Raw genomic sequence first — 12,162 nt, 5'->3', positions numbered from 1 at the left:
CACCCAGGCACTTCTCCGCCTGGCCCGACAGCGCATCAACGTGCTGTTCGCAATGCTCCGCGACGGCACCATCTACGAACCCCGAACCCCACGCCTCGCTTGACGAAAGACATAGAGGCACCCCCCCGGCTCTGTGGACGCCCGCGAGCCGCTCCCCGATAGCCCGCACGTCATGTCTCCGTAACCATCGATTCAGACGAGCTTGCGAAGCTCGGCCAATGAATCCCGCCGTGCCAGAGCCTTCCCCGCCCCGTGAGGGGCCCGAGGGAAACGGGAGCACTCATGTGACACCCCCGCTCCCGCCCGCGCTGTCCGACGCGCCCGTGATGCTCGCGGCGCGGAAGAATGGGTCCATGAGCCAGCCGAACACCCAGGCACAGGTCCAGCACGCGCAGCCCTCCGTGGGCTCCATAGCAGCCCACCGCCCGCACACGGTGGCCGCAGCCGTCTCCGATCTGGAACCGGACATCGACGCCGACCTCGATGCCTACGAGGAGTCGCCGTACGACGGGCCCGAGCTGCCCCAGGGGCGGTTCCTCGACCGGGAGCGCAGTTGGCTCGCGTTCAACGAGCGCGTGCTGGAACTCGCCGAGGACCCGAACACGCCCCTGCTGGAGCGGGCCAACTTCCTCGCGATCTTCGCCAGCAACCTGGACGAGTTCTTCATGGTCCGGGTGGCCGGTCTGAAGCGCCGCATCGCCACCGGCGTGGCCACCCGCTCCGCCTCCGGCCTCCAGCCCCGCGAGGTGCTGGAGATGATCTGGGCCCGCTCGCGCGAGCTCATGGCCCGGCACGCCGCCTGCTACCACGAGGACGTCGCCCCCGCACTCGCGGAGGAGGGCATCCACCTGGTCCGCTGGAGCGAGCTGCAGGAGAAGGAGCAGGCCCGCCTGTTCACCCTGTTCCGGCACCAGATCTTCCCCGTGCTGACCCCGCTGGCGGTCGACCCGGCGCACCCCTTCCCGTACATCTCGGGCCTGTCCCTGAACCTGGCCGTCGTCGTACGGAACCCGGTCACGGGCCACAAGCACTTCGCCCGGGTGAAGGTGCCGCCGCTGCTGTCCCGCTTCCTGGAGAGCTCCCCGGGCCGCTACGTCCCCATCGAGGACGTCATCGCCGCCCATCTGGAAGAGCTGTTCCCGGGCATGGAGGTCCTGGAGCACCACGCCTTCCGCCTCACCCGCAACGAGGATCTGGAGGTCGAGGAGGACGACGCGGAGAACCTGCTCCAGGCCCTGGAGAAGGAGCTCATGCGGCGCCGCTTCGGGCCGCCGGTGCGCCTGGAGGTCGAGGAGTCCATCGACCGCGAGGTCCTGGACCTGCTGGTGCGCGAGCTGAAGATCAGCGAGGCCGAGGTGTACCCGCTGCCGGGCCCGCTGGACCTCACGGGCCTCTTCCGCATCGCCTCCCTGGACCGGCCGGAGCTGAAGTACCGCAAGTTCGTCGCCGGCACCCACCGCGACCTCGCCGAGGTCGAGTCGGCGTCCGCGCCGGACATCTTCGCCGCGCTGCGCGAGCGGGACGTGCTGCTGCACCACCCGTACGACTCGTTCTCCACCTCCGTCCAGGCCTTCCTGGAGCAGGCTGCGGGCGACCCGGACGTCCTCGCGATCAAGCAGACCCTGTACCGGACCTCCGGCGACTCCCCGATAGTCGACGCGCTCATCGAGGCCGCCGAGTCCGGCAAGCAGGTCCTGGTCCTGGTCGAGATCAAGGCCCGCTTCGACGAGCACGCCAACATCAAGTGGGCGCGCAAGCTGGAGGAGGCCGGCTGCCACGTGGTCTACGGCCTGGTCGGGCTGAAGACCCACTGCAAGCTGTCGCTGGTGGTCCGCCAGGAGGGCGAGACGCTCCGCCGCTACAGCCACGTCGGCACCGGCAACTACCACCCGAAGACGGCCCGCCTCTACGAGGACCTCGGCCTGCTCACGGCGGACCCGCAGGTCGGCGCGGACCTCTCGGACCTCTTCAACCGCCTCTCCGGCTACTCGCGCCGGGAGACCTACCGCCGTCTCCTGGTCGCCCCCAAGTCGCTGCGCGACGGCCTGGTCTCGCGGATCGCCAAGGAGGTCCAGCACCACCGTGCGGGACGCCCCGCGCACGTCCGCATCAAGGTCAACTCGATGGTCGACGAGGCCGTCATCGACGCCTGCTACCGCGCGTCCCAGGCGGGCGTGCCGGTGGACATCTGGGTGCGCGGCATCTGCGCGGTGCGGCCGGGCGTGGCCGGCCTGTCGGAGAACATCCGGGTCCGCTCGATCCTCGGCCGCTTCCTGGAGCACTCCCGGGTGTTCGGCTTCGGAAACGGCGGCGAGCCCGAGGTGTGGATCGGCAGCGCCGACATGATGCACCGCAACCTCGACCGCCGGATAGAGGCCCTGGTCCGGGTCACCGACCCGGCCCACCGGGCAGCCCTGAACCGGCTGCTGGAGACCGGCATGTCCGACTCCACCGCCTCCTGGCACCTCGGCCCGGACGGTGACTGGACCCGGCATGCGACCGACGCGGACGGACAGCCCCTGCGCAACGTCCAGGAGATGCTCATAGACGCCCGGAGGCGCCGGCGTGGCACAGCAACACCTTGACCCCACGAACCCCCTGGCCGGGCCCGGCCCCACCGGTGACGCCCTCGCGGGCTATCTGCGGGCCCAGGCCACGGAGTTCCTCCGAGCGCTGCGCCTGCACCGGGAGACGGGTTCGGGGGCGAGCGGCTCGGAGGGGTCCGCCGAGGCGGCCCGCGCCCTGCGCCGCTCGGCCCGGCGCATCAGCGCGAGCCTGCACACGTTCCAGCCCCTCCTCGACTCGGACTGGTGCGAGTCGATGCGCCCCGAACTGGCCTGGGTGTCGGGGACGTTGGCGATGGAGCACGCGTACACGGCCCGTCTGGAGCGCCTGCTGACGGCGCTGCACCGCCTGTCGGGGTCGACGGCGCTGCCGGGGCAGACGACCGGCACCGTCGCCTCCGGCCGCGCGGAGGCTCCGGCGGGCGCGCGTGCCGAGGCGGCCGCGGGCGGTCGTGCCGCCCCGGGCGCGTCCGTCCCGCAGCGAGCGGCAGCCCGTGACACGGGGCTGCGCAACCCGCCGGCCGCGGCACCGGAGCGCGGCAACCTGACGGTCGGAGCGGCGAAAGCGGGCGCCCTGCTGGACCGCCAGCTGACCCTTGCCCGCACCCGGGCCCACTCCACGGCCCTGCAGGCCCTGGGCAGCAGCCGCTTCCACGCCGTCGCGGACAAGGTCGCCGTCCTGGCCAGCGAGGTCCCGCTCACCAGGGCCGCCGACAGCACCGACCTGCGCCCCCTCGCCGACGCCGCCCATGGCCGGCTCTCCGACGCCGTGACCGCCCTCCCCCTCGTCACCGCTGGAAGCCCGTACAACGCCGCGGCCCTCGTCCACGGCCTGTCCCCGGACACGGTCCCGCACCCGCAGGACGCCCCGTGGCACCAGGTCCGCCTGCTGCTGCGCCTGCACCGTTACGCCCGCGAGGCCGTCAGCGGCCCCAAGGGCAACGGCGTGGTCGACCTGCGTCTGCTGTCCGCGGGCCGGGCCCTGAACCGGCACCGGGACGCCTCGGAGGCGGCGGCAGCGGCGGCCCAGGCGGCCCGCACCCCGCGCATCGCCCCGGCCACGGCGTACGCCCTCGGCGTGCTCCACGCCGACCAGCGGCACGAGGTGGAGGCGGCGCGCTTCGCGTTCCAGCAGTGCTGGCAGAAGGAGACCGTCCACACGTCATGACCGGCCGGCCCGGCAGGTCCGGCCACGGCACCAGGAGGCGGTGAAACCCGGTGAGCACTCCGAAGGACACCACGGTTCAGGCGGCGGGCTGCGTCCTGTGGCGGCGCTCCCCCGGCACCGGCGAGCCCGAGCTGTGCCTCGTGCACCGGCCGAAATACGACGACTGGTCGTGGCCGAAGGGGAAACTGAAACGCGGCGAGGCGGCCCTCGACGGGGCGCTGCGCGAGGTGGCGGAGGAGACGGGCTGCCGGGCCGAGCCCGGGCCCGAGCTGTCGACCCTGCGGTATGCGGCGAACGGCCGTCCGAAGCAGGTCCGCTACTGGGCGGCCGAGGCCGTGTCCTGCGCGTTCTCCCCGACGGAGGAGGTGGACCGGATCCTGTGGCTGACTCCCGACGCCGCCCGCGACCGTCTCACCCAGCCCCACGACCGGCCGTTGGTCGACGAGCTGCTCGCCGTTCTGCACCTCCCGCGGACGGCCCGCTGACCGGACGGTCCGCATTCGTCCGCAAAAGCGGAATGCCGACGTGCTCTCCCCGTGAGCATTCCGTGACCTAACCAGGCCTTAGGCAGGGGTTCACCCCGCGTTCATTTGCGGCCATCGGCGCCTTCACCTGATCTGCCTAATTTCGGCCTTACCGACGCGCGCCGCGCCCACCGAGTGCGACCGCGTCCGCGTCACTCAGACTTCGCACGCCGCCGATCAGGACGGCGGCTCTTGGAAGGAACTCAAGTGAAGCTTCAGCGCATGAACCGGCGGGCCCTCGCTCTCGGTGCTCTCGCCGTCTCCGGCGCCCTGGCCCTCACGGCGTGCGGCTCCGACGAGACCGGCAACCCGGACGGAGGCTCCTCCAACGCCGCCGCGCCGAGCAACATCAAGTGTGACGACGCCTCGGGCCAGGTACTCGCCGACGGCTCCTCCGCGCAGAAGAACGCGGTCGACGCGTGGGTCAAGCAGTTCTCCGCGGCCTGCAAGGTGGAGATCAACTACAAGGCCGGCGGTTCCGGGGCCGGTGTCACCGCGTTCACGCAGGGCCAGGTCCCGTGGGCCGGTTCGGACTCGGCCCTGAAGCCCGAAGAGGTCGCGGCCTCCAAGAAGATCTGCAAGGGCGGCCAGGGCATCGACCTGCCGATGGTCGGCGGACCGGTCGCCGTCGGCTACAACGTCCCGGGTGTCGACAACCTCGTCCTGGACGCCGCGACGATCGCCAAGATCTTCGACAGCAAGATCACAAACTGGAACGACCCGGCGATCGCGAAGCTGAACCCCGACGCGAAGCTGCCCAACCTCAAGATCCAGGCCTTCCACCGCTCGGACGAGTCCGGCACCACGGACAACTTCACCAAGTACCTGATCGCCACCGCCAAGAAGGACTTCCCGTACGAGGGCGGCAAGGCCTGGCAGGCCAAGGGCGGCCAGTCCGCTCCGCAGTCCTCCGGCGTCGCCGCCCAGGTCAAGCAGACCGCCGGCGCGATCGGCTACTTCGAGCTGTCGTACGCCAAGGACGGCATCAAGACCGTCGCCATCGACACCGGCGCCGGCAAGCCGGTCGAGGCGACCGTCGACAACGCCACCAAGGCCATCGCGGACGCCAAGGTCGTCGGCACCGGCAAGGACCTCGCGCTGGAGCTGAACTACACGACCAAGGCCGAGGGCGCCTACCCGATGGTCCTCGTGACGTACGAGATCGTCTGCGACAAGGGCAACAAGGCCGACACCCTGCCCGCCGTCAAGGCGTTCCTGCGCTACGCGGCCTCGGAGGACGGCCAGAAGATCCTCGCCGAGAACGACTACGCGCCCATGCCCGAGGAGATCATCACCAAGGTTCGCACGACCGTCGAGAGCCTGAGCTGACCCGAGTGCGGTCCGGTCTCCCCAGCGGGACCGGACCGCACCGTCCGGTGCACCGCCGCCAGGAACCGCACAGCACGTACGGTTCCGCAGACCGGAGAATCCGATGGACACAACACAGATAGCTGACGCACCGCCACCCACCCAGCCGCCCTCGGCCGAGCAGAAGCGCGCGGCCCGCGGAGCCACCCGACCCGGAGACCGGATCTTCCTCGGCTTCTCCCGTGGCTCGGGCATTCTGCTGCTGGTGATCATGGCCGCGATCGCGGGCTTCCTCACCTACCGCGCGGTCCTCGCCATCAGCAAGGACGAGGGCAACTTCCTCACCACCTTCGAATGGAACACCGGTGTCAACCCGCCGGTCTTCGGCATCGCGGTCCTGGCCTACGGCACGATCGTCTCCTCGATCATCGCCATGATCATCGCGGTCCCGATCTCGGTCGCCATCGCACTGTTCCTGACGCACTACGCCCCGCGCCGGCTGCGCGGCCCGATCGCCTATGTGATCGACCTGCTCGCCGCCGTGCCGTCCATCGTCTACGGCCTGTGGGGCGCCCTGATCCTCGTGCCACACATGAACGGCCTCTTCGGCTGGCTGAACGACTACCTCGGCTGGACCGGCATCTTCTCCTGGCAGGGCGGCGCCGCGCGCTCCATGCTCACCGTGGGCATCCTGCTCGCGATCATGATCCTGCCGATCATCACCAACGTGAGCCGTGAGGTCTTCCGCCAGGTACCGCAGATGCACGAGGAGGCCGCCCTGGCCCTCGGAGCCACCCGCTGGGAAGTGATCCGCATGGCGGTCATCCCCTTCGGCCGCTCCGGCATCATCTCCGCCTCGATGCTCGGCCTCGGCCGCGCCCTCGGCGAGACGATGGCCGTCGCCACCGTGCTCTCCCCCGACTTCCTGATCCACGGCAGCCTGCTCGACCCGGGCGGCGGCACCTTCGCCCAGAACATCGCCAGCAAGTTCAGCGAGGCCACCGAGTTCGGCCGTGACGCGCTGATCGCCTCCGGCCTGGTCCTGTTCGTCATCACCCTGCTGGTCAACGGCGCGGCCCGCGCGATCATCGCCCGCCGCAAGGAGTACTCGGGGGCCAACGCATGAGCACCACAAGCATCACCCCGAAGCGCCCCAGCACCCTGCGCGGCGGCCGGCTGCCCAAGTGGGCTCCGTGGGCCATCGCCGCCGGATCCGTCGCCCTCGGGCTCGGCATCAGCGCCGCCGCCGGACTGCACAGCAGCATCCAGTGGGCACTGATCGCCGCGGTCCTGTACGTCCTCGGCACGTACGTCATCACGGCCCGGGTCGAGAACCGCCGCCAGGCCAAGGACCGCGTGGTCACCTCGCTGGTGTGGGTCGCGTTCCTGCTCGCCGTGGTGCCGCTGGCCTCGCTGGTGTGGTCGACCGTCCAGCGCGGCGTGAAGGTCCTCGACGTCTACTTCCTGACCCACTCGATGGGCGTGGTGGCCGACTCGGAGGCGGGCGGCGGCATCTACCACGCCATTCTCGGCACGCTGGAGCAGGTCGGCCTGGCCACGCTGATCGCCGCGCCGGTGGGCGTGCTCACCGCGATCTATCTGGTGGAGTACGGGCGCGGGCACCTCGCCCGGGCCGTCACCTTCTTCGTCGACGTCATGACCGGCATCCCGTCGATCGTCGCGGGTCTGTTCATCCTCAGCCTCATGCTGATGTTCGAGATGGAGCCCTTCGGCTTCGCCGGCTCGCTGGCCCTGGCCATCCTGATGATGCCGGTCGTCGTCCGCTCCACCGAGGAGATGCTCAAGCTCGTCCCGAACGAGCTGCGCGAGGCCTCCCTGGCGCTGGGCGTGCCCAAGTGGCGCACCATCCTGAAGGTGGTCCTGCCGACCTCGCTCGGCGGCATCACCACCGGCATCATGCTGTCGGTCGCCCGTATCGCCGGTGAGACCGCGCCCGTGCTGCTGCTGGTGTTCGGCAGCAAGTTCATCAACGCCAACCCCTTCGAGGGTGCGCAGGCGTCGCTGCCGCTGTACATCTACCAGCAGTACGGGTCGGGCGAGGCCACGGCGTACGACAGGGCGTGGGCGGCGTCCCTCACGCTGATCGCCTTCGTGATGATCCTCAACCTGGTGGCCCGCGGAATCGCCCGCTGGAAGGCCCCGAAGACCGGTCGCTGACGCGACAATCTGCGGCTACCGCCGCGCGGGGCCACACAGCGACCCCCAGACTTTTTGGAAGTGAAGTAGTCATGGCCAAGCGAATCGACGTAAGCGGACTGACCGCCTACTACGGCTCCCACAAGGCGATCGAGGACATCTCGATGACCGTCGAGCCGCGCTCGGTGACGGCGTTCATCGGCCCGTCCGGCTGCGGCAAGTCGACGTTCCTGCGCACGCTGAACCGGATGCACGAGGTCACCTCGGGCGGCCGGGTCGAGGGCAAGGTGCTCCTCGACGACGAGGACCTCTACGGCACGGGCATCGACCCGGTGTCGGTCCGCCGTGAGGTCGGCATGGTGTTCCAGCGCCCGAACCCGTTCCCCACGATGTCGATCTTCGACAACGTCGCGGCGGGCCTGCGGCTGAACGGCAACTACAAGAAGAGCGAGCTCTCCGACATCGTCGAGCGCTCCCTCAAGGGCGCGAACCTCTGGAACGAGGTCAAGGACCGCCTGAACAAGCCCGGCTCGGGCCTGTCCGGTGGCCAGCAGCAGCGTCTGTGCATCGCGCGGGCGATCGCGGTCGAGCCGAACGTCCTGCTCATGGACGAGCCCTGCTCGGCCCTGGACCCGATCTCCACCCTCGCCATCGAGGACCTGATCGGGGAGCTGAAGGAACGCTTCACGATCGTCATCGTGACGCACAACATGCAGCAGGCGGCCCGCGTCTCCGACCGCACGGCGTTCTTCAACCTCGCGGCGGTCGGCCAGCCCGGCAAGCTCATCGAGATCGACGACACGGAGCGCATCTTCTCCAACCCGTCGGTCCAGGCCACGGAGGACTACATCTCCGGCCGCTTCGGCTGATCCGTCCCGCCGAGTCTCCTCGCGGTGCTGCATGGCGGTGCCACCGCGAGGCCGAAAAGGGCCCGCCCCTCTCCCAGGGGCGGGCCTTTTCGCGCCCTACTTCACTGCGGGGCGCAGCCGCCCAGCTGCGGGCATGCGTGCCGCTAAGGGCGGCTCCCGACCCACAAGAAAGCGGCACCTCGTCGCGCCGAGCTGCGCACCGCCCCGCGTTCAGCCCCCACGCGGAGCACCAGCTACAGAGCTGCGCACCCGCGGGCCTCAGCACAAACCCGCCGCTCTACACAGACGCCGGGTTCACGACCTACAGAAACGCCAGATTCACAATCCCGAAGGACGCCGCAGCCACGATCGCCGCGGCCGGCATCGTGATGAACCACCCCAGGATGATGTTCTTGGCAACACCCCACCGCACCGCGTTCACCCGCTTCGTCGCACCGACGCCCATGATCGCGGAGGTGATGACATGCGTCGTGGAGATCGGCGCCTTGAACAGGAACGCCGAGGTGAACATGATCGACGCGCCCGTCGCCTCCGCCGCGAACCCCTGCGGCGGATCCAGCTCGATGATCTTCCGCCCCAGCGTCCGCATGATCCGCCATCCACCGGCGTACGTCCCCAGCGACAGCATCACCGCACAGGCGATCTTGACCCACACCGGGATCGGATCGCCGTAGTCCTCGACATCGGCGATGACCAGCGCCATCACCACGATGCCCATCGTCTTCTGCGCGTCCTGCAGACCGTGCCCCAGCGCCATGCCGGCCGCCGAGACGGTCTGCGCTATCCGGAAACCGCGCTTGGCCTTGTGCGGGTTGGCCTTCCGGAAGATCCACATGATCGCGGTCATCACCAGATAGCCGGCCAGCAGACCGACCACCGGGGAGATGAACATGGGGATGACGACCTTCTCCAGCACCCCGCTCCAGTAGACGGTCGTCCCGCCGGCCAGAGCCGCGCCGACCATCCCGCCGAACAGCGCGTGCGAGGAGGAGGACGGCAGCCCGAAGTACCAGGTGACGAGGTTCCAGACGATGGCGCCCACCAGCGCGGCGAAGAGGATCCCCATCCCCTTCGACCCCGTCGGTGTCTGGATCAGGCCCTCACTGACGGTCTTGGCGACCCCGGAGCCCATGAACGCACCGGCGAGGTTCATCACCGCGGCCATGGCCAGCGCGGCCCGCGGCGTCAGCGCCCGCGTCGAGACGGACGTGGCGATCGCGTTCGCCGAGTCGTGAAAGCCGTTGGTGTACGTGAAGAAGAGCGCGACCCCGATGGTCACGACCAGAGCAAGGGTGTCCATGAAGGGCTCAGGACTCCTTGACGGCGATGGTCTCCACCGTGTTCGCCACGTGCTCGAAGGCGTCCGCCGCTTCCTCCAGCACATCCACGATCTGCTTGAGCTTCAGCACGTCCATGGCGTCGTACTTGCCGTTGAAGAGGTGCGCCAGCAGCTTGCGGTGGATCTGGTCGGCCTGGTTCTCCAGCCGGTTGACCTCGATCCAGTACTCGGTGAGGTTCTCCATGGTGCGCAGGTGCGGCATCGCCTCGGCCGTCAGCTCGGCGGCGCGGGCCAGGACCTCGATCTGCTGCTCGACGCCCTTGGGCAGTTCCTCGACGTTGTAGAGGACGACCAGGTCGACGGCCTCCTCCATGAAGTCCATGATGTCGTCGAGGGACGACGCGAGGGAGTAGATGTCCTCGCGGTCGAACGGCGTGATGAAGGAGGAGTTCAGCTGGTGGAAGATCGCGTGCGTGGCGTCGTCACCTGCGTGTTCCGCTGCCCGCATACGCTCTGCGATCTCGGCCCGGGCGGGTGAGTCCGCCCCGAGCAGTTCCATCAGGAGCTTCGAGCCCGTGACGATGTTGTCCGCGGAGGCGGCGAACATGTCGTAGAAGCTCGTCTCCCTGGGGGTCAGACGAAAGCGCACGTGGGGTCCTCGGGGTGCTTCGGTTTCGGGTCAGGCTGATGCTAGGTGCAACATCCGGCCACGGCTATCGGGCCGCCCACCAGTGTCGCCCATCGGGCACGGTGATGAGCACGGGGGCGGTTCCCAGGGCCGTATACCCGGCAAAGTTCGGTACCATATACCCACCAGGGGTATAAGTCGGCCCACTGCCCACCAGGAGGAAGCGATGACGGACGTGACCGACGCAACAGATGTCGCACATGTCACCACCGGCACCGCCGACACCGCCGGTGCGGACGCGACGACCGATCACGACCACGGCGTGCACGGGTACCACAAGCAGAAGGACGAACACCTCAAGCGGCTGCGCCGTATCGAGGGCCAGATCCGCGGCCTGCAGCGCATGGTCGACGAGGACGTCTACTGCATCGACATACTCACGCAGGTCTCCGCCTCCACCAAGGCCCTGCAGTCCTTCGCCCTGCAACTGCTCGAGGAGCATCTGCGGCACTGCGTGGCCGACGCGGCCGTCAAGGGGGGCGACGAGATCGACGCGAAGGTGAAGGAGGCGACCCAGGCGATCGCCCGCATGCTGCGGACCTGAGCCGGGTCCCGCGGCGCGCGGTCAGCGTCTGGAGGAGTCCCGCTCCTCGGCCACTTTCAGCACCTCGTCGATGCTCTCCAGGCTGAGCCGCTCCTGGGCGGCCGAAGCCGCGATGATCAGCTCTCCGCACAGCTCGATCTCGGCGAGGGCCACGTGGTCCTGAACTGCCGTACCGCCGACCGGAGCCACGTGCATCACCTCATCTCTGCCGTTACCGACTTCCTAGAGTAGGGAGCGGCCTACACACCGCGCATGGCACGGACGGGCTAGTTCACGCCGGTCACTCCTCGGCGATCTTGCCCGCGTAGATGTCCTCGGTCCGGGGCAACCGTACGCGCACCGAGGCCCCGAAATCGTAGAGCAGCGTGGTGGAAGCGACGGCGACCGGGTTCTTCTGCTGCCCGTTCAGGAAGCTGAAGCGGTGCCTGACCTTGCGGATGCGGCCCTCGTCGTCGAGGTAGGCGTCGAACGGCACCTCGGCGGTGGCGAACCCCCCGGCCGCCGCCTTCAGCGGACCCTTGTTCCCCTCCGTGGCCCGCCGGGCCGCGTCACCCAGGTGCGCCGTCCCCCGGTAGTGCCGCACCCCCGTCCCCGCGACCTCCGTCCTTCCCACGTACGTCGCCGTCCGCGTCCCGAGCAGCACCTCGGCCGCCGCGAACGGGTCGGTGGCCCCGCCGGTGACGAGGTTCCCGTCGGACAGGGTCCGCGTGTCCACCCGCACCCATTTGTCGGCCGGTACACCGGCGCCCCGGTTCTTCATGAACAGCGCACCGGGCGCGAGCAGTTCGGTGATCGGCCGGCGCTCGGCGACCCCGGCGGGATCCTGCGGCAGCAGCACCTTCAGCCGCCCCATCCGCTTGCGGTAGTCGTACACCCCGGCGCCCCGGATGGTGACCCGGGTCCCCCCGGCGGCCATCTCCATCGATGTACGGGCCCTCGAACTCCCCGCATTGATCAGCCGGTCGGCGGCCTTCCGCAACGTGACGACCGCGTCCCCGCCGCGGGAGTCCCCGGCGACCGGCTGATCAATGCGGGGAGTTCGAGGGCCCGTACATCGATGG

Annotated in this window: 12 protein-coding genes; 8 read left to right on the top strand and 4 right to left on the bottom strand. The window is 69.5% G+C overall.

The features are described from left to right. Positions 1 to 218: 218 nt before the first annotated feature. The 7 genes from K4G64_RS35235 to pstB all read left to right on the top strand — a co-directional run bounded on the left by K4G64_RS35235 (position 219) and on the right by pstB (position 8,590). Positions 219 to 2,585 (top strand): RNA degradosome polyphosphate kinase, encoded by a 2,367-nt coding sequence (locus tag K4G64_RS35235; RefSeq protein WP_221759964.1) that lies wholly within the window; start codon positions 219 to 221, stop codon positions 2,583 to 2,585. Then, on the top strand, positions 2,566 to 3,732 hold the full coding sequence (locus tag K4G64_RS35230; protein WP_221759963.1) for a CHAD domain-containing protein: 1,167 nt from the start codon (positions 2,566 to 2,568) through the stop codon (positions 3,730 to 3,732). Before K4G64_RS35235 ends, K4G64_RS35230 begins: the two co-directional genes overlap by 20 nt. 50 nt (positions 3,733 to 3,782) lie before the next feature. Next, positions 3,783 to 4,217, top strand: coding sequence for an NUDIX hydrolase (locus tag K4G64_RS35225; protein WP_221759962.1), 435 nt, complete (start codon positions 3,783 to 3,785; stop codon positions 4,215 to 4,217). Between the two features lie 246 nt (positions 4,218 to 4,463). Beyond that, a complete protein-coding gene (pstS, locus tag K4G64_RS35220; protein WP_221759961.1) occupies positions 4,464 to 5,585 on the top strand; it encodes a phosphate ABC transporter substrate-binding protein PstS in 1,122 nt (373 codons plus the stop codon). 103 nt (positions 5,586 to 5,688) lie between these two features. Next, on the top strand, positions 5,689 to 6,690 hold the full coding sequence (gene pstC / locus K4G64_RS35215; protein WP_221759960.1) for a phosphate ABC transporter permease subunit PstC: 1,002 nt from the start codon (positions 5,689 to 5,691) through the stop codon (positions 6,688 to 6,690). After that, entirely contained in the window at positions 6,687 to 7,742 is a 1,056-nt protein-coding gene (gene pstA / locus K4G64_RS35210; protein WP_221759959.1) for a phosphate ABC transporter permease PstA, read from the top strand. Before pstC ends, pstA begins: the two co-directional genes overlap by 4 nt. Positions 7,743 to 7,813: 71 nt before the next feature. Next, positions 7,814 to 8,590, top strand: a complete 777-nt coding sequence (gene pstB / locus K4G64_RS35205) for a phosphate ABC transporter ATP-binding protein PstB (RefSeq protein WP_020269923.1) — start codon at positions 7,814 to 7,816, stop codon at positions 8,588 to 8,590. A gap of 301 nt (positions 8,591 to 8,891) precedes the next feature. Here the strand turns inward: pstB and K4G64_RS35200 are convergent, their stop codons facing one another. After that, positions 8,892 to 9,890 (bottom strand): inorganic phosphate transporter, encoded by a 999-nt coding sequence (locus K4G64_RS35200; RefSeq protein ID WP_221759958.1) that lies wholly within the window; start codon positions 9,888 to 9,890, stop codon positions 8,892 to 8,894. Positions 9,891 to 9,897: 7 nt separating this feature from the next. Beyond that, positions 9,898 to 10,518 (bottom strand): DUF47 domain-containing protein, encoded by a 621-nt coding sequence (locus K4G64_RS35195; RefSeq protein WP_031105674.1) that lies wholly within the window; start codon positions 10,516 to 10,518, stop codon positions 9,898 to 9,900. Positions 10,519 to 10,723: 205 nt separating this feature from the next. Here K4G64_RS35195 and K4G64_RS35190 point away from each other — a divergent pair, with 205 nt between their 5' ends. Next, entirely contained in the window at positions 10,724 to 11,101 is a 378-nt protein-coding gene (locus tag K4G64_RS35190; RefSeq protein ID WP_260461416.1) for a metal-sensitive transcriptional regulator, read from the top strand. A 21-nt stretch (positions 11,102 to 11,122) separates the two neighbouring features. On the opposite strand, the gene K4G64_RS35185 is transcribed toward K4G64_RS35190, so the two are convergent. Both K4G64_RS35185 and K4G64_RS35180 read right to left on the bottom strand, forming a co-directional pair. Further along, entirely contained in the window at positions 11,123 to 11,296 is a 174-nt protein-coding gene (locus tag K4G64_RS35185; protein WP_221759957.1) for a hypothetical protein, read from the bottom strand. A gap of 85 nt (positions 11,297 to 11,381) precedes the next feature. Beyond that, complete coding sequence (locus tag K4G64_RS35180) at positions 11,382 to 12,131, bottom strand: hypothetical protein (RefSeq protein WP_308122573.1); 750 nt, start codon at positions 12,129 to 12,131, stop codon at positions 11,382 to 11,384. Positions 12,132 to 12,162: the final 31 nt, after the last annotated feature.

Source organism: Streptomyces sp. WAC04114 (assembly GCF_019733245.1).
Lineage (GTDB): Bacteria > Actinomycetota > Actinomycetes > Streptomycetales > Streptomycetaceae > Streptomyces > Streptomyces massasporeus_A.
Note: the sequence above shows the minus strand (reverse complement) of the source record. Positions and strands in the feature narration are given on the sequence as shown.

What these genes read in the sequence shown, in the direction of transcription:
- K4G64_RS35235 (WP_221759964.1), top strand. Translation starts at nt 219, where the DNA reads ATGAATCCCGCCGTGCCAGAGCCTTCCCCGCCCCGTGAGGGGCCCGAG.
- pstC (WP_221759960.1), top strand. Translation starts at nt 5,689, where the DNA reads ATGGACACAACACAGATAGCTGACGCACCGCCACCCACCCAGCCGCCC.
- pstA (WP_221759959.1), top strand. Translation starts at nt 6,687, where the DNA reads ATGAGCACCACAAGCATCACCCCGAAGCGCCCCAGCACCCTGCGCGGC.
- pstB (WP_020269923.1), top strand. Translation starts at nt 7,814, where the DNA reads ATGGCCAAGCGAATCGACGTAAGCGGACTGACCGCCTACTACGGCTCC.
- K4G64_RS35200 (WP_221759958.1), bottom strand. Translation starts at nt 9,890, where the DNA reads ATGGACACCCTTGCTCTGGTCGTGACCATCGGGGTCGCGCTCTTCTTC.
- K4G64_RS35190 (WP_260461416.1), top strand. Translation starts at nt 10,724, where the DNA reads ATGACGGACGTGACCGACGCAACAGATGTCGCACATGTCACCACCGGC.
- K4G64_RS35185 (WP_221759957.1), bottom strand. Translation starts at nt 11,296, where the DNA reads ATGCACGTGGCTCCGGTCGGCGGTACGGCAGTTCAGGACCACGTGGCC.